At 65.2% G+C, this 17,163-nt stretch carries 15 protein-coding genes; 2 read left to right on the top strand and 13 right to left on the bottom strand.

Going from position 1 to position 17,163, the window contains the following annotated elements; genetic code table 11:
* Positions 1 to 17: 17 nt before the first annotated feature.
* The 4 genes from WBG56_RS06155 to WBG56_RS06170 are packed head-to-tail and all read right to left on the bottom strand — an operon-like array spanning position 18 to position 4,633.
* The gene (locus tag WBG56_RS06155) at positions 18 to 1,097 is read right to left on the bottom strand and encodes an ABC transporter substrate-binding protein (RefSeq protein ID WP_424266289.1); all 1,080 of its coding nucleotides are present in this window, start codon (positions 1,095 to 1,097) and stop codon (positions 18 to 20) included.
* A gap of 49 nt (positions 1,098 to 1,146) precedes the next feature.
* Positions 1,147 to 1,962, bottom strand: coding sequence for an ABC transporter permease (locus WBG56_RS06160; RefSeq protein ID WP_424266291.1), 816 nt, complete (start codon positions 1,960 to 1,962; stop codon positions 1,147 to 1,149).
* The gene (locus WBG56_RS06165; protein WP_424266293.1) at positions 1,959 to 2,738 is read right to left on the bottom strand and encodes an ABC transporter permease; all 780 of its coding nucleotides are present in this window, start codon (positions 2,736 to 2,738) and stop codon (positions 1,959 to 1,961) included. The genes WBG56_RS06160 and WBG56_RS06165 overlap by 4 nt, the downstream gene beginning before the upstream one ends.
* A complete protein-coding gene (locus tag WBG56_RS06170; protein WP_424266295.1) occupies positions 2,735 to 4,633 on the bottom strand; it encodes a bifunctional 5-dehydro-2-deoxygluconokinase/5-dehydro-2-deoxyphosphogluconate aldolase in 1,899 nt (632 codons plus the stop codon). The genes WBG56_RS06165 and WBG56_RS06170 overlap by 4 nt, the downstream gene beginning before the upstream one ends.
* A 218-nt stretch (positions 4,634 to 4,851) precedes the next feature.
* Between WBG56_RS06170 and WBG56_RS06175 the strand changes: the two genes are divergently transcribed.
* The gene (locus WBG56_RS06175) at positions 4,852 to 5,670 is read left to right on the top strand and encodes an isocitrate lyase/PEP mutase family protein (protein WP_424266297.1); all 819 of its coding nucleotides are present in this window, start codon (positions 4,852 to 4,854) and stop codon (positions 5,668 to 5,670) included.
* Between the two features lie 114 nt (positions 5,671 to 5,784).
* Here the strand turns inward: WBG56_RS06175 and fghA are convergent, their stop codons facing one another.
* From fghA to WBG56_RS06220, 9 genes are all read right to left on the bottom strand, one after another.
* On the bottom strand, positions 5,785 to 6,627 hold the full coding sequence (gene fghA / locus WBG56_RS06180) for an S-formylglutathione hydrolase (protein WP_424266373.1): 843 nt from the start codon (positions 6,625 to 6,627) through the stop codon (positions 5,785 to 5,787).
* Between the two features lie 110 nt (positions 6,628 to 6,737).
* Positions 6,738 to 7,847: an S-(hydroxymethyl)glutathione dehydrogenase/class III alcohol dehydrogenase gene (locus WBG56_RS06185; RefSeq protein ID WP_424266299.1), complete on the bottom strand. Its 1,110-nt coding sequence runs from the start codon at positions 7,845 to 7,847 to the stop codon at positions 6,738 to 6,740.
* Between the two features lie 254 nt (positions 7,848 to 8,101).
* Positions 8,102 to 9,670 (bottom strand): aldehyde dehydrogenase (NADP(+)), encoded by a 1,569-nt coding sequence (locus tag WBG56_RS06190; protein ID WP_424266301.1) that lies wholly within the window; start codon positions 9,668 to 9,670, stop codon positions 8,102 to 8,104.
* Complete coding sequence (gene araD1, locus WBG56_RS06195) at positions 9,670 to 10,665, bottom strand: AraD1 family protein (protein WP_424266375.1); 996 nt, start codon at positions 10,663 to 10,665, stop codon at positions 9,670 to 9,672. The genes WBG56_RS06190 and araD1 overlap by 1 nt, the downstream gene beginning before the upstream one ends.
* Positions 10,666 to 10,707: 42 nt before the next feature.
* Positions 10,708 to 11,880, bottom strand: coding sequence for an L-rhamnonate dehydratase (locus WBG56_RS06200; RefSeq protein ID WP_424266303.1), 1,173 nt, complete (start codon positions 11,878 to 11,880; stop codon positions 10,708 to 10,710).
* A gap of 46 nt (positions 11,881 to 11,926) precedes the next feature.
* Positions 11,927 to 12,949, bottom strand: coding sequence for a 4-hydroxythreonine-4-phosphate dehydrogenase PdxA (locus tag WBG56_RS06205; protein WP_424266305.1), 1,023 nt, complete (start codon positions 12,947 to 12,949; stop codon positions 11,927 to 11,929).
* Between the two features lie 19 nt (positions 12,950 to 12,968).
* Entirely contained in the window at positions 12,969 to 14,477 is a 1,509-nt protein-coding gene (locus tag WBG56_RS06210; protein ID WP_424266307.1) for a tripartite tricarboxylate transporter permease, read from the bottom strand.
* Between the two features lie 10 nt (positions 14,478 to 14,487).
* Positions 14,488 to 15,018 (bottom strand): tripartite tricarboxylate transporter TctB family protein, encoded by a 531-nt coding sequence (locus WBG56_RS06215; protein WP_424266309.1) that lies wholly within the window; start codon positions 15,016 to 15,018, stop codon positions 14,488 to 14,490.
* Between the two features lie 96 nt (positions 15,019 to 15,114).
* Positions 15,115 to 16,128, bottom strand: coding sequence for a Bug family tripartite tricarboxylate transporter substrate binding protein (locus tag WBG56_RS06220; protein WP_424266311.1), 1,014 nt, complete (start codon positions 16,126 to 16,128; stop codon positions 15,115 to 15,117).
* Positions 16,129 to 16,221: 93 nt separating this feature from the next.
* Here WBG56_RS06220 and WBG56_RS06225 point away from each other — a divergent pair, with 93 nt between their 5' ends.
* Positions 16,222 to 17,160: a LysR family transcriptional regulator gene (locus tag WBG56_RS06225; protein WP_424266313.1), complete on the top strand. Its 939-nt coding sequence runs from the start codon at positions 16,222 to 16,224 to the stop codon at positions 17,158 to 17,160.
* The last annotated feature ends 3 nt before the right edge of the window (positions 17,161 to 17,163 follow it).

Consider the following 17,163-nt stretch of genomic DNA (forward strand, 5'->3'; position numbering starts at 1 on the left):
GTGGCGGCCCGCCGCGCTTACAGCGCGCCCGGCTTGCCCTCGGCGAACGCCTTGAGCTTCGGATGGCTGTTGATGTAGTCGATCACGACGGGATTGATGTAAGCCTTGGCATCCATCACCTTGGGAATCGTGCCTGCGCTCTTGAAGAACTCCGCCAGACGCGTGCTCTCCTTGTCCAGCAGCGAGGGGCCCGCGCTGCGGTCGAACGCCTTCGTCTGCTCGGCCAGATTCCAGTAGTCGCGGGTTTCGACCTCGCCCACCATCTCGTCCGGACTCAACACCACACCGCCTTTGTCATAGAACGTCTTCATCGCCGCCAGCGTCGCGGAGCGATCCTCGCGCATTACGTTCAGCGTACGCAGATATAACGCGGCGAAACGCGCTACGGTCTCCAGATTTTCCTGCAGGTAGTCCGGCCGCACCACCATGTTCGCGGTCACCACTACGCCCGACGTCGCGCCGTCGCACAAGGGCTTGCCGCCGGCCTGCTCCATCCGGGCCATATGGGGATACCAGATCGCCCCCACCGGAATGTCGCTGCCCTTGAAGGCATCCACGATCGCGCCGGGCGCGATGTTCACCGCCTGCACATCCCCGGGCTTCAAGCCCATCTTGGCGAAGCATGCCTGAGCAGCGTAGTCCGCTGTGGAATTGCTGGGAACGAGGTACTGCTTGCCCTTCAGGGCCTTCACCGGATCAGCCTTGATGGCGTCGTAGACGCTGTCACGGGCAATCACGCCGCTGGCGCGGGAGTCGTCGATCAGAATCAGGACCGACTGCAGATTGAAACGCGACGCGCCCAGCAACGCGGGAGGGCCACCCATCAGACCGATGTCCCACGTCTTGGAGGGCACCGCCGCCACCTGCTGGGCGCCGGCCACGAACGACGTCATATTGCCAGGCTTCAGACCCGCCTCGGCCCACCAATCGCGATCCTCGGCGATCTGCAGAGGCACGCCGTGGATGGTGACCTGGTAGCTCACATTGACTGGGGTCGGCCCGGCGGCTACGGCCGTGCCGGCAAGGCTGCTTAGAAAGACGGCGGCCGCCAGCCGGCGCAAGAACGGGCGTCGAAGCGCGGGAACGGATGTATGCATGTTTTTGTCTCCTTGATGAATATGCTTGATTGGACAGGCCGGACTCCGTTCAGGAAGCCGATCCGCCCAGCCTCCTATCGACGAATCGCTCGAAATGCCGGAACAGCCATTCGAGCAGTAGGCCGACGAGTCCAATGGCCAGCATGCCGACCAGGACGACGACGATGGTCCGGTTCATCTGTCCCCGGACCATCAGATACGCCAAGCCGGAAGACGCCACGATCAGTTCGGCGCCCACCAGCGACTGCCAGGCGTTTCCAGCCGCGACACGCAGTGCCGCGACGATGGAAGGCATAGCGCTGGGCAGCATGACTTCCAGCAGGATGCGCATATGGCGCGCACCCAGCATGCGTGCCGCCTCCAGCAGGCGCACATCCACCAGCCGCGCACCGCCGTAGGCGCCGATGACACAGGCCGGGAACGCGCCCGAAAAGATGATGAGCACCGGCCCGCCGAAGCCCGTGCCAAACCACAGCACCGCGAACGGCACCCAAGCGATCGGCGCGATGAAGCGTAATAGGTTGAATATCGGCTTGACCAGGGCATCCAGCCCGCGCCAATGCCCCATCGCCATGCCTAGCGGAATACCAACGGCCACCGCCAGCCCGAATCCGGCCAGGAACCGTGCCAGACTGAACAACAGGTGGGTTTCCAGCGTGGCTCCGGCGAACGGTTCCCGCAGCATCTGTCCCATCGCCGCCACCACGGCCAGTGGCGAAGCGAGCAGGGTCGAATCAGCCAGCCACATCGCGGTTACCTGCCACAGCCCCAGGAAGGCGACGACTCCTAATACACCGATCCAGCGCCTCGGCGGGATGTCGACCGCCACCCATCCGTCCGTGCGAAGCGGCGCACGGGCGTTCACAGTTTTTTCCATGGCATCACCCGTTTTTCGAGCCGTTCCAGCAGCAGACTGCTGAGCATGCCCAGCACTGCCACGGTGATCATGCCCACCAGGATCATGGCGGGATACACGTCATCCTTGCCAGTGCTCAGCACCTTGCCCACACCCCAGATGGCGCCCAGCAGCTCTGCCGCCACGATCACCGTCCACGACGTCTGCAGCGCCAGGCGCAGGCCGATCATGATGTGCGGCATAGCACCAGGCAGGATGACGTGGCCCAACCACATCCAGCCGCGCGCGCCGCTCACTCGCGCCGCCGCCAGCAAGGTGCGGTCAATGCGCTCAACACCCGTGGCTGTGTTGATCACCAGCGGCACCGACGAAGCCAGCGCAATGACGAACAGTTTGGAGCCGTCGCCCAGGCCGAACCACAGCAACGCCAGCGGAATCCAGGCCAGCGGTGGGACGGGCCGTACGAAATTGAAGATCGGCAGCAGAAAATCTCGCCAGAAGGCTGACATCGACACCACTAGCCCCAGCGCCAGGCCCGCGACCGTCGCCAACGCGAAGCCACGCGCCACCAGCCACGTGCTGGTCGCCACGTGCTTGGCGAGATCTCCCCCCGCATAGCTCTCGAAGGTGATCTGCCGCAGCGACTCGACAAAGGAAGCCGGGTCGGGAAAATATACGGTGTCGACCCAGCCCGCCGGGCCGGTCGCCACCCACCACAGCACCAACAGCGCCAGCAACGACAACGTGCTGGTCGCCCACAGCACCCAGGGGCGGGACCGCCTCATGCGCACGCGCTCCCGGCGACCACGCCCTGCCAGACCTGTGCCCAGGCCTCATAGTCAGCCGCCAAGCGGCTCTCAAACTGCACATCGTCGATCTTTCCGGCCAGCCATGCGGACGCGGGCACCATGAACAAGGTACGGCCAATGGCAAAGCCCTGGATCAGAGGCCGGCCACGGACGGCCGCCATCGCCGCCGCCAGGTCTTCACGGCCACGCCCTCCGCCCAGCAGCAGTACGCCCCGGCACATCGGATTGTCGCGGTGGATGGCCGCTTCGATCGGGTCCCAGGCTGCTGGATCGGAAAAGGCCGGCAGCTTCCACCAATCCGGCTTGACCCCCAACGACTGGATCGCCTCGATGCGCGCCACGACCCGCGCCGCATCCTCCGCAGTATCCTCGTGCACCAGCTCCAGCAGCAGCTCCATGCTGTAGAGCGACACGGCCGCGTACAGATCCCGCAAGCGCTCGGCCTGCAAGGTCCACGAATGCTCGTCTTCGACGGGCACCAAGCATTTGACGATCTGGTGACGCGGCCAATGCGCCAGCTGCACAGCTGCTGGCAGATCGCCCTGCAGGCGCAGCGGCGCTGGTCCTGTGTGCTCGAGCTTCCGGCCCACCCAGCCGATTTCGGCGCCCACGCGCAGCAAGGCCTCTTCACCCTCGATGTCATCGAACAGTACGCCCAGATACGGATGGCTCGGCGCAAGCCGCAGCGCCACATCCGCGATCAGACGCTTGAGCGCTGGAATGCTGCGGCCGGGCGCCTGTGGCAAGGCCTCAAACGGCGCCACGTGGTCCGCTGCCATCACCAGCGCCGGCGAACGGCGCGGGCGCCGCGTCGTCGTGCGATGCAGGTAGGCCAGGTACTCGCTGCGATGCAGCGCGCGATCCCGCAGTCCCTCTGACAGAAACCATTCCAGCTCCGCCGCCGTGGGCGAAGCCGGCGAACAGCCATGGCGCGACACGACCAGCGCGCCGGTCGCATTGCCGCGTCGGCAGCAGGCTTCCCAGGGCTGATCCCGCAGCCAGCCCGACAGGAAGCCCGACAGGAAGCCGTCGCCGGCGCCCACCACGTTGAATACCTCCACCGGAAAGCCCGGCCCCACGATGCCCTCGTCGATCCGATCGGGGATGGAACCAGGGAACACAACGCATCCCTCGGCGCCCCGCTTGAGCACGATGGCAGCCGACGTCAGTCGGCGTATCGCTCGCAGCGCCTCGATGGTATCGATATCACCACCAGCGATATGAATCTCTTCCTCTGTGCCGACGATCAGGTCACAATCAGCCATGTAGCGCTGGCTGGCCCGGGTGACCGCGTCCGACCCCACATAGCGGCTTTCACCGCCGTCCCTGGCCACCAGCCCCCAGAACACCGGACGATAGTCGATGTCGAAGATCACGCGGGTGCCACGGGCCCGTGCCCGGGCGATGGCGGCGCCAATGTTGGCGGCGGCAGACTCGGTGGTCAGGTGGGAGCCCGACACCAGCAACGCGCGCGCCGAGCCGATATAGTCTTCCGTGTAGTCGCTCGGCTCGATGGCCATGTCGGCGCAGTTCTCGCGGTAATGCAGCAGCGGAAAGGTGTCCTTGTCACGGATGCCCAGGAAGGCCACGGCTGTGAGCCGAGCAGGATCGGCCACAACATGGCGCGTGTCCACCCCTTCTCGCGCCAGGCTTTCACGTAGGAAACGGCCGTTGTGGTCGTCGCCCACGCGAGTGATGAGGCCCACATTCAGGCCCAACCGTGCGGTGCCGATGGCAATGTTGGCGGGGCAGCCGCCCACGTAGCGCGAGAAGGAAGACACGTCTTCCAGGCGCGCACCGACCTGGTCGCCATAAATGTCAACAATCGTGCGACCCATAGTGATCAGGTCGAGGGGACGGGAAGAGGTCATGGAAAAATAGGCTCGGAGTGATTTGGTATCGATGTCATTACAATGACACACTATAAGAACCAGCGGCCATCCGTGAAAACCCTAGGCACTACCGGCGTCGGAGTACGCCACGACGCGGCTCTGCTCGCGGAATCTACGGCCCGGCTGTGCCAGGCCGGCAGGTGACAGTCGTCTCCGCTCCAGCCATAATCAATCCACGACCCCGCCGGAACCCACCCATGCCCACCCTCCCCCAAAAAGCCCAATCCTTCCACGCCCTGCACCACACAGATCGCGCCTTCATCATCCCCAACCCCTGGGACATCGGCACGGCGCGACTGCTCGCAGGCATGGGCTTCCAAGCCCTGGCGACCACCAGCGCGGGCTATGCCTACACCCTGGGCGTACCCGACTACCAAGTCAGCCGGGATAAGATGCTGGCGCACGTCGCGGAACTGGTGGCGGCGACCGACCTGCCCGTCAGCGCGGACATGGAAGCCGGCTACGCGGACACGCTGGACGGTGTGGCGGAGACCTACCGCCTGACAGCGCAGACAGGGGCAGTGGGCGCATCCATCGAGGACGCCACGGGTCGAGCCGACGACCCGATCTACGATCTGGCGGAAGCCGTGAACCGGGTCAAGGCTGCGGTCGAAGCTGTCCGATCACTGCCCTACCCGTTCACGTTGACGGCCCGGGCGGAAAACCATCTGCATGGGCGATCCGACCTGAAAGACACGATCCGCCGCCTGCAGGCCTACCAGGACGCGGGCGCCGACGTTCTCTACGCACCGGGGCTGCGGACTCGAGAAGACATCGCGGCGGTCGTGAGTTCGGTGGATCTGCCGGTCAATGTGCTGATGGGGGCGCCGGGGATGAATCTCTCGGCCCACGATCTGTCGGACATCGGCGTCAAACGGATCAGCGTGGGTAGCGCGCTCAGCCGGGCGGCGCTGGGCGCGTTCCTGCGCGCCAGCCGGGAAATGCTGGAACAGGGGACGTTCACGTTTGGGGAAGACGCGATCAGCTACGCCGATATTGCACAGATGTTGAAATAGCAGTCCCTGCAGATACGGCCTACTTTGACTCTCTGCATCAGCGGATTCGTCAAAAGGCCAGCGCCGGATAACAGCTGGATCGGCTATCCGGCACAGGTTAGGCGCTACTCGGCCTTAGCCCTTCAACGCCGCTGCATGAAACGCCACGTGATCGCCAATGAAGCTCGCGATGGAATAGTAGCTGTGGTCATGCCCTTCATTCCTGCGCAGGGTCAGCGGGTATTCGGCCTCGCGGCAGGCGGCTTCCAGCAACTCAGGGCGTAGCTGCCCTTCCAGGAATTCATCTTCCAGACCCTGGTCCACCAAGAGCGGCAGGCGCTCGGCATCGGCGGACAACGCACGGATCAGCTCGACCGCATCCCACTGCGTCCAAGCGGCAGCATCATCCCCCAGATAGGCGGCAAAGGCCTTTTGCCCCCAGGGCACCTGTGTCGGCGCGACGATGGGCGCAAAGGCGGACACGCTGCGGTAGCGGCCGGGGTTGCGCAGGGCCGTGACCAGGGCGCCATGACCGCCCATGGAATGGCCCGAAATGCTGCGCACGCCGGAAGCCGGGAAGTGCTGTTCGATCAGATCGGGCAGTTCCTGGGCCACGTAATCCTGCATACGGTAATGCCCGGCCCACGGGGCCTGGGTGGCGTTCAGGTAGAAGCCCGCGCCCTGCCCCAGGTCGTAGGCGGCATCATCGGCCACGCCTTCGCCGCGCGGGCTGGTGTCGGGGGCGACCAGGATCAGGTTGTGCAAGGCGGCATAGGCCTGGGCGCCGGCCTTGGTGATGAAGTTCTGTTCGGTGCAGGTCAGGCCGGACAGCCAGTACAGCACGGGGCAGGGTTCGCCGCGCACGGCGGCGGCGGGCAGGTAGATGCCGAAGCGCATGGCGCAGTTCAGCACCTTGGATTCATGCTGCCAGACTTCTTGGCGGCCGCCGAAGTTGGTGTGGCGCTCTACGCGCGTCAAAGTCAAAGCAGATTGTTGGGAAACTTCATTCACTAGGTTTTTTTCCTCTCAAAAAAGCCAAGGCCGGCAAGCGCCGGCCACAGGCAAAACACAGATCTGGCCAGAGCAGATCAGTAATGCACCACCGAGCGGATCGACTTGCCTTCGTGCATCAGGTCGAAGGCCGCGTTGATGTCGTCCAGCCCCATGGTGTGGGTGACGAAAGGTTCCAGGTCGATGTCGCCGCGCATGGCTTCCTGCACCATGCCGGGCAACTGGGACCGGCCCTTGACGCCGCCGAAGGCCGTGCCGCGCCAGGATCGGCCGGTGACCAGCTGGAACGGCCGGGTAGAGATTTCCTGGCCGGCGCCGGCCACGCCGATGATGATGGACTGGCCCCAGCCCCGATGTGCGGATTCCAGCGCGGCGCGCATGACGTTGACGTTGCCGATGCACTCGAAGCTATGGTCCACGCCCCAGCCGGTCATGCCGACGATGACCTGCTGGATGGGCTCGGCGTGGTCCTTGGGGTTGACGCAGTCGGTGGCGCCGAAGACCTGCGCCAAGGCGAATTTGTCGGGGTTGGTGTCCACCGCAATGATACGCCCTGCCCCGGCCTGGCGGGCGCCCTGGACCACGGCCAGGCCGATGCCGCCCAGGCCGAAGACCGCTACGGTGTCGCCGGGCTGGACTTTCGCCGTGTTGCGCACGGCGCCGATGCCGGTGGTCACGCCGCAGCCCAGCAGGCAGACCTGCTCGGGATTGGCCTGGGGGTCGATCTTGGCCAGGGAGACCTCCGCCACCACGGTGTATTCGCTGAAGGTCGAACAGCCCATGTAGTGGTAGATCGGCTGGCCCTGGTAGGAAAACCGGGTGGTGCCGTCGGGCATCAGGCCCTTGCCCTGGGTGGCTCGCACGGCCACGCACAGATTGGTCTTGCCGGACTTGCAGAACAGGCATTCGCCGCATTCGGCGGTGTACAGGGGGATCACGTGATCGCCGGGGACCACGCTGGTGACGCCCTCGCCCACTTCCACCACTACGCCGGCGCCTTCGTGGCCCAGCACGGCGGGGAAGACGCCTTCCGGGTCATCGCCGCTGAGGGTGAAGGCATCGGTGTGGCAGACGCCCGTGTGGGTGATTTTGATCAGGACTTCGCCCTTGCGGGGCGGTTCGACGTCGATTTCGACGATCTGCAGGGGTTTGCCGGCCTCGAAGGCGACAGCGGCGCGGGATTTCATCAGCAAGACTCCAAATTCAGATGATTCAGGCGGAGAGCGGCCCCATCGGGCCCGGCCTCGTGCCGGCGGAAAGATCGCGCATCCGGCAGGCCCGATCAGGACATTCCTGGCCGATTATGGACAGAAGTCGGCCATAAGACAAACCGGCCAGTTCCCGGGACGACAATCCCGGGAACTGACCGGCAGGCGCATGCTCGGAAAACATGCGCGGAAAGAAGGCGCTGCGCCGGGCCATCACCCGGCACGACCATCGGTCAGAATTGCCGCTGCGCCACCCCCCAGGGGTTGTCGTCCCGCAAGGCCTCGGGCAGCACGCCCGACGGCACGTCCTGATAGCAGACGGGCCGCAGGAACCGGTCGATGGCCATCGTGCCGACCGAGGTCGTGCGGGCGTCCGAGGTCGCCGGGAAGGGGCCGCCATGCACCATGGCATGACAGACTTCGACACCGGTCGGAAAGCCGTTGACCAGGATGCGGCCAGCCTTCAGTTCCAGTTCCGGCAGCAGGGCCTGCATCCAGGCGTCGTCATCCGCCGTCTGGCCGTGCAGCGTGGCCGTCAGCTGGCCTTCCAGCGCGCGGGCGATGGCGATCATCTCGTCCAGGCCATCGCATTCGATCAGCACGGTGCTGGCGCCGAAGACCTCGGCGCCCAGATGCTCCGGGTCCGCCAGGAAGGCGGCGGCCGACGTCAGGGCCACGGAGGCCTGGCACTGGTTCACGCCTTGGGGCTCCTGCCCCCGGGCCAGGATGCGGACCCGGGGATGGGCCTGCAGGCTTTCCACGCCGGACTGATAGGTCTTGTGGATGCCGGCCGTCAACATCGTGCCGGGGGCGGACGCGGAGACCTGCTCCGCCACGGTGTCGATGAAGCGCTGGAAGTCCGGGCCGCGCACCCCGATCACCAGGCCCGGATTGGTGCACAACTGGCCGGCGCTGCCGGTCAGCGACGCGACGAAGCCCTGCGCGGTCTGTTCGGCGCGGGCCTGCAAGGCGCCCGGCAGCAGGAACACGGGGTTGACGCTGCTCATCTCGGCGAAGACGGGGATGGGCTCGGGCCGCGCAGCGGCCGCCTGCATCAGCGCCAGGCCGCCCTGGCGCGAACCGGTGAAAGCTACCGCCTTGATCAGGGGATGACGCACCAGTTGCAGGCCGATCTCGCTGCCCGGCCCGGTCAGCAGGGAAAACACGCCAGGCGGCAGGCCGCATTCCTGCACGGCGGCGGCCAGCGCGCGGCCGACCAGTTCCGAAGTGCCCAGATGGGCGGAATGGGCCTTGACCACGACCGGACAACCCGAGGCCAGGGCCGACGCCGTATCGCCGCCCGCCACGGAAAAGGCCAGCGGGAAATTGCTGGCGCCGAACACCGTCACGGGGCCGATGGGAATGCGGCGCAGGCGGATGTCGCTGCGCGGCATGGGCTTGCGATCCGGCTGGGCATGCTCAATGCGCACGCCCAGCCAGTCGCCGCGCCGCACGACGTCGGCGAACAGGCGCAACTGGTTGACGGTGCGACCCAGTTCGCCGCGCAGGCGCGCCTGCGGCAAACCGGTTTCCTGCATGGCGCGCTCGATCAGCACGTCGCCCAGTCCTTCGACGCGGTCAGCCGCCGTGTCCAGAAAGGCGGCGCGCGCCGTCAGGGACAGATTGCGATAGGCCAGGAAGGCGTCCTGAGCCAGACGCACGGCCTGATCCACCTGGGCGGCATCGGCCCCCCGCCATTCGGGGGCCAGCGCCCGCCCGGTCGACGGATCCACGGAATGCGCCGCCACGCCGGCGCCTTGCACCGCCTGGCCGCCGATCAACAAATTGCCGGTCACTTGCATCAACGAATCTCCTGTACGGCGGTGAGCGCATCGGCCGGCTGGCGTCCGATGGGATTGCGCAAGGGCCGCCCGAATCCTTGCAGCGAGATCTCGAAACGATCTTCCGCCTGCGTCTTGACGCCGTCGGCGAAGCTGAGCGTCGAGGTGCCGAAGAAATGCACGTGGACGTCGCCCGGCCGGCGAAAGCCCGCGTATTTGAAATGGTGGTGTTCCAGATTGGCCAGGGTGTGGGCCATATTGGCTTCGCCCGTGACGAAGGGCTTGGACCACAGCACCTGCCCGTCGCGCACGATGCGGGATTCGCCTCGCAGGTCGGCAGGCAGGTTGCCGATCAGGATTTCCGGCCCGAAACTGCAGGCGCGCAATTTGGAATGCGCCAGCCAGAGATAGTTGTGGCGTTCGGTGACGTGGTCCGAAAACTCGTTGCCCACGGCAAAACCCACACGCACCGGAGTGCCGTCGGGGGCGATCACGTACAGGCCGACCAGTTCGGGCTCTTCGCCCGCGTCCTGTGCGCAGCCGGGCACCGGCAAGGCGCATTCCGGCGCCACGACGCAGTCGCCGTCGCCCTTGTAGAACCACTCCGGCTGCACGCCGATCCGGCCCGGCGCGGGACGCCCGCCTTCCAGGCCCATCTTGAACATGCGCATGGAATCGCTCAGGTTCGCGTCGTCGGCATTCAGCTTGGCATGCATGGCATCGCGCGTATCGGCGCTGCCCAGGTGGGTCAGGCCGGTGCCGGTGACCAGGCAATGCGCGGCATCGGGATGCGTCAGCGGCGGCAGCAGCCGCTGGGTGTCGATCAGCTCCTGATAGGACAGCACACTGTTGCCCAGATGTTGCTGGATCAGGTCCTTCAGCGCCACGCCGTGCTGCACGGCCATCATGGCCAGGGCGTAAGTGCCGCCCACGACCTCGATGACACTGGCCTGGTCGGTGTCGTCCACCAGGGCGGCCTTGACCCCCTGGGCATCTTTGAATTGAATCAATCGCATCATGAATCCTTTTCTCTGACTCTCGCGCTGTGCCGACTCGACCTATTCGATGATCGTGAACTGATCGCGATAACGCTCGGACAGGCTCAGGCCCAGGCCAGGCTTGTCGTCATCCAGATCGATGAAGCCGTCCACCGGGGCGGGGTCGCCCTCGAAGATGTAATAGAACAGTTCGTTGCCGACCTCGACGTCGTTCACGGGGAAGTATTCCGACATGGGCGAGGCCAGGGTGGACATCGTCAGGTGGTAGTTGTGCATCTGGCCGGCGTGGGGAATGACGGGCACGCTGTAGGCCTCGGCCAGGGCGTTGATCTTGTGCGCCGCCGTGATGCCGCCCACCCGGTTGGTGTCGTACTGGATGACCGACACGGCGCGTTTGTCCAGCAATTGCCGGAACCCATAGCTGGTGTATTCGTGTTCGCCGCCGGAAATCGGGATCGGGCCATGCTGGTTCAGTTCCGCGTAGCCGTCGATGTCGTCGGCGATGACGGGCTCCTCCAGCCAGCGCGGCTCGAAGACTTCCAGCTTGGGCAGGATGCGCTTGGTGTATTCCAGGTTCCAGCCCATATAGCATTCCAGCATCAGGTCGGTGTCGTAGCCGATGACGTCGCGCACGGCCTGGACGCTGTCCAGGTTCTTGCGCACGCCGGCGGGGCCATCCTTCGGGCCGTAGCCGAAGCGCATCTTGAAGGCGGTGAACCCCTGGTCCACATAGGACTGGGCCTCGGCCTGCATCTCATCCAGGTCGGTGCGGTACAGCTTGGAGGCGTAGCAAGGGATTTTTTCCTTGGTGCGCCCGCCCAGCAGCTTGAACACCGGGCGGCCGACGGCCTTGCCCATGATGTCCCACAGGGCGATGTCGATGGCGGAAATCGCCGCCATGGCCACGCCCTTGCGGCCCCAGGCCAGGGTGGAGCGGTACATGCGCTGCCACAGGTATTCGTAATCGAAGGGGTCATGGCCGATCACCAGCGGCGCCAGGTACTGATCGATGATCTGCTTGGCGATGCGCGGGGCCAGGGCGACGTTGCCCAGGCCGACGATGCCGTCGTCGGTTTCGACCTCCACGACCGTCCAGCCGTGGAAGCGGAAGGTGCCCATGGAATCGCCCCGGTCCCACAGGGCATCCATGGCGTTGGTGCAGAAATGCGCCTGCGGCGGCACGGTCTTGCCCTGCCATTCGAAAACGCGGGCGCGGATATTTTTGATCTTCAATTCAAGCTCCGTCTGGAAAATGCGGATGAGAGTGTCGGGTAGGGGCTCAGGCGGCGGCCTGAGCCCGATAAGAGGCGCCCATGCGGCTGGCGATCAGGAAGGCATTGCGCATGGCCTGCACGTTGGCGCGGTTCCGGCCGGCGATGTCGTAGGCGGTGCCGTGCGCCGGGGTCGTGATCGGCACGGGCAGGCCGCCCTGCACGGTGACGCCTTTTTCAAAGCCCATCAGCTTGATGGCGATCTGGCCCTGGTCGTGATACATGGTGACGATGGCGTCCAGCTGGCCGTCGCGGGCCTTCAGGAAGATGGTGTCGGCCGGGTACGGACCCTGCACGGGAATGCCCTGGGCGGCCAGATCGGCCACGGCCGGGGCGATGACGTCGACTTCTTCGCGCCCGCAGGTGCCGCCCTCGCCGCCATGGGGATTGACGGCCGCCACGGCCACGCGCGGCTGCGGGTTGCCCGCCGCCTGCAGCGAACGGTAGATCAGGCGGCCGGCGTCCATCACGCGTTCGCGGGTGATGTATTGGGGGGCGTCCTTGAGCGGAATGTGCGACGACACCCGGGCGGTCCACAGACCGTCGAGCGTGTTGAATTCGCAGAAGTAACCCTCGACCTTCAGGTATTGGGCGAAATGATGCAATTCGTCTTCGTGCCGCAGCCCGCCCATCTTCATGGCGTGCTTGTTCAGGGGCGCGAAGCAGATCGCATCGATCTGATGGGCCAGGGCCGCATCCATGCACTGGTCCAGCACGCGCAGCACCGAGGCGCCGCCCGCCGCGTCCGCCTGCCCCGGGACCACGTCTTCCGGCCTCACGGTATCCACCGCCACGAACAGCGGCAGATCCGCCGGGGCCTGACGGGCCTGCGCCAGGGAATCCAGCGGCCGGGTCGGGACCCGCACTCCGGCGATCGCCTGCCCGCGTTCCCACAACCAGGGGTCGCCGATCAGCACGATCTTGGCATCGCCCAGTTCGGCGGGCTGCGCCAGCAGCTTGGCAATCAGTTCGGCGCCGATGCCGGCGGGGTCGCCCAAGGTCAGGGCAACGACGGTTTGTGCTTGAGTCATGATCGATTCATCCAAAAATTCAGGAGGCGGCTTTCAGACGGGCGCGGCCCGCCCGCACCACCTTGGAAATCAGGGGCAGGAAGGCCATCACGAGGCCCGCCGTGGTCATGGTCCCGGCCAGGCCGTTGGACCAGAAGATGTCCAGGCTGCCGCCCGAAAACAGCATGGACTGACGGAATGCGTCTTCCATCTTGTCGCCCAGCACGGCGGCCAGAACCAGCGGGGCGATGGGGTAGGACAGTTTCTTGAACAGATAGCCGAACACGCCGAACACCAGCATCAGGCCGACGTCGAACAGCGACTGGTTCACCGCGTAGGCGCCGATGGCGCAGATGATGACGATGATGGGCGCGATGATGGAAAACGGAATGCGCAGGATGGCGGTGAACAGCGGAATGGTGGACAGCACCACGACCAGGCCGACGACGTTGCCCAGGTACATGCTGGCGATCAGGCCCCAGACGAAATCCTTCTGTTCCACGAACAGGGTCGGCCCGGGCTGCAGGCCCCAGATCATCAGGCCGCCCAGCATCACGGCCGCTGTGGCGGAGCCCGGAATCCCCAGGGTCAGCATGGGCAGCAGGGCGCTGGTTCCGGCCGAATGATCGGCCGTTTCGGGGGCGATCACGCCATCCAGCGCGCCCTTGCCGAATTGCTCGGGGTTCTTGGACATGTTCTTGGCCACGCTGTAGGACAGGAACGAGGCCGCCGTCGGGCCGCCCGGCGTGATGCCCATCCAGCAGCCGATCACGCAGCTGCGCACCCAGGTGGCCCAATAGCGCGGCATTTTCTTCCAGGTATTCCAGACCACGCGCAGGTTGATCCTGGCGTTCTCGCCCCGGAACACCAGGCCTTCTTCGACCGTGCACAGGATCTCGCCGATGCCGAACAAGCCGATCACGGCCACCTCGAAGCTGATGCCGCGCAGCAGGTCCGTCAGCCCGAAGGTCAGGCGCAGATTGCCGGACACCGTATCCATGCCGACGCTGGCCAGGATGAAGCCCAGCATCATGGCGGCGATGGTCTTCAGGGCGGGCGTCTTGCCCAAACCGATGAAGCTGCCGAAGGCCAGCACGTACACGGCGAAGAACTCGGGCGAGCTGAATTCCAGCGCGAAGCGCGCGATGTAGGTGGACAGGAAGGTCAGCAACAGCACGCCGACCAACGCCCCCAGCAGGGCCGAGGTGTAGGCGGCGGTCAGGGCTTCGCCCGCCCGCCCCTGCTTGGCCAGCGGGTGGCCGTCGAACGTCGTGGCGATCGAGGACGGTTCGCCCGGGATGTTGAAGATGACGGACGTGACCGAGCCGCCGAACAAGGCGCCCCAGTACATGCAGGACAGCAGGATGATGGCCGACACGGGCTCCATGCTGAAGGTCAGCGGCAGCAGAAGGGTGACGCCGTTGGGCGCGCCCAGGCCGGGCAGCACCCCGACCAGAATGCCCAGCAGGACACCGACCACCATCAGCATCAGGTGGTTCCAGGTCAGCACCACTCCCATGCCATGCATGAGCAGATCAAACTGTTCCATGAGGGATTACTCAGAAATCGGCGAAGGGGCCGGCGTACAAGGTGACTTCGAACCACACGGTGAAGATGAAGTAGGTCGCCAGCGGAACGCTGATCGAGATCAGCAGGATTTTCCAGAGCGGATGCCGCTTGCCGGGTTCGGCCAGGCGCCACATGAACCAGGCGATGAACAGAGCGCCCGCCACATACATGCCGACGAAGAACATCAGCACGACATAGGCGACGATGGGCAGGAACACGTTGCGCACCCGGCGAAATTCGGTGCGCGTCGTCAGCCGCCCCCGCCCTTGCGTCCAATGGCGCAGCGTCCATACCGCCGTGCCCAGACAGGACAGCAACATCAGGAGACCGACGTAGAACGGGAAATATCCAGGCTGAGGGCCGGCGACATCCCAGCCGATACCGTGTTCCACGCTATCGACCATCACCACGACCGCGATCAGCATCAACACGCCGGAGGTGAACAGCCCTCCGCCTCGCAGGCTGATGCCGCCGTGTTCTTCGGCACCGTCGGCCGGCTGTTGTCTTGTGTCCTGATTCATGGAGTCCTTCCTTCCCGGGGCGCCCCGCCAGCTCTGATAGGCCGGGCCTCGATCATGGCCGATGCGAGGCGGCGCCCCGCATCGACCAGGGGGTCATTACCAGTTGGCCGAACGGAAGATGTCCCGCGCGCGAGCGCTGTCTTCCTCGATCAGCTTCTTGAAGTCGTCCCCCGCCAGGAAGGACGGCACCAGCGCGCCGCGAGCCAGGTAGTCCTTGAATTCCTGGGTCTGGGTGACCTTGCGCAGCAGATCCACGTAGAAGGCCTGCTGGGCCGCCGTCACGCCACCCGGCATGAAGACCGTGCGCGGGAAGCGGTATTCGTCGATCTTGATGCCCTGGGACACGCAGGTGGGAATATCGGACCAGGCTTCGGTGGCGGTCACTTTTTCGGTGTAGACCATGCGTTCCTTGCTGAAGACGCACAGCGGACGCACCTGGCCCGCCTTCCACTGGGACACGCTTTCGGCCGGGTTGTTGGTATTCGAACCGATGTGCCCGCCCGCCAACTGCGTGGACGCCTCGCCGCCGCTCTTGAAGGGGATGTAGGTGAATTTCGTGCCTTCGACCTTGTTGAGCAACATCGTCAGGGTCTGATCGACGTCCTTGGACTGGCTGCCGCCCATGGGATATTTGGACGGATCGGCCTTGACGGCGTCGATGTAGTCCTTGGCGTTCGTGAACGGCAGTTTCGTGGACGTCCACAAAATGAAGTCATCCTGGGCGACCGTGGCCACCGGCGTCAGATCCGTCCACTGGTAGCCCAGCTTGGCGACCATGGGCAGCAGATAGGCATTGTTGGTGCCGACGATGATCTTGTAGGGGTTGCCCTTGGACAGTTTCAGATCCAGGAAGCCTTCCCCGCCATTGCCGCCGCCCTTGTTCTGCACGACGGTAGAAACTTTCAGCAGGTCATGCTTGGTGATGATGGACTGGATCAGGCGGGCCAGCTGATCCGTGCCGCCGCCGGCGCCCGCCGCCACGATGATCTCGATATTCTTGGAGGGCTGCCAGGCATCGGCCGCCACGGCGGCGCCCGAAACGCCCAGGGCCATGGTGAAGCCCGCCGCCGCCAGCGTCCGGGACAAGGATTTGAACGAGGGAATAGCCACAATGTGTCTCCTGTGTCTGGTATTCGAAAGTCTGGGCAGCTTAGCAGAATAGCGATAACTTCAAATTGAAATTAAATGATAGACTGATAACCTATGCTGATACCTAACCAGGCAGTCCTCTTCAATCGGCTGCGCACCCGGCAATTGGTGCTGCTGCTGGCCATCCAGGAACATCACTCCTTGCGCAAAGCGGCGGAACACCTGGGCATGAGCCAGCCCGCCGCCACCAAGATGCTGCAGGACATGGAAGACCTGATCGGCCTGAAGCTGTTCGAACGCGGCCGCCGCGGCCTGCAGGCCACCGCCTACGGCATCGTCATGACGCGCTATGCCCAGGGGGTGTCCGCGGACCTGGCCGGGGTGCGCGAAGAATTGCTGGCCATCCATTCCGGCCATATCGGCAAGGTCCGGGTGGGCGCCATCATGGCTCCGGTGCCGCAGCTGCTGACCCGCACGCTGCTGGGCGTCAAGCGCGATCACCCGCGCCTGGCGATCAGCATCCAGGTCGATACCAGCGACGTGCTGGTGACAGCCTTGAAGGAAGAACGGCTGGACGTCGTCATCGGCCGGATTCCCGATACCTGGGACGGCGCCAGCCTGGTGTTCGAACCGATCCAGGAGGAAGCCCTGTCCATCGTCTGCAGTCCGCAGAACACCGCCGCGCTCAAGCCCCACGTGGCGCTGCGCGATCTGGTGCAGCTGCCCTGGATCCTGCAGGCTCATCCCAGTCCGATGCGCAAGGTCATCGAACTGTCGTTCGTCGAAGCCCGGCTGGCGCTGCCGCTGAACATCATGGAAACGGCGTCCATGCTGCTGACCTCATCCCTGGTGCGGCATTCGGACATGCTGGCCGTCATGCCGACCCTGGTGGCCGACCACTACGTGGAACGCGGCACCCTGGCCATCGTGCCGCTGCCCATCCGCAAGCACCTGCCGCCATTCGGCATCCTGACGCGCAAGACCCGGTCGCCCAGCCCGGCGATCCAGACGTTCATCCACGAGGTCAAGGCGGGGGCCGGCGGCAAGCCATAACCG

This window comes from Castellaniella sp., assembly GCF_049671645.1.
Classification (GTDB): domain Bacteria; phylum Pseudomonadota; class Gammaproteobacteria; order Burkholderiales; family Burkholderiaceae_B; genus Castellaniella.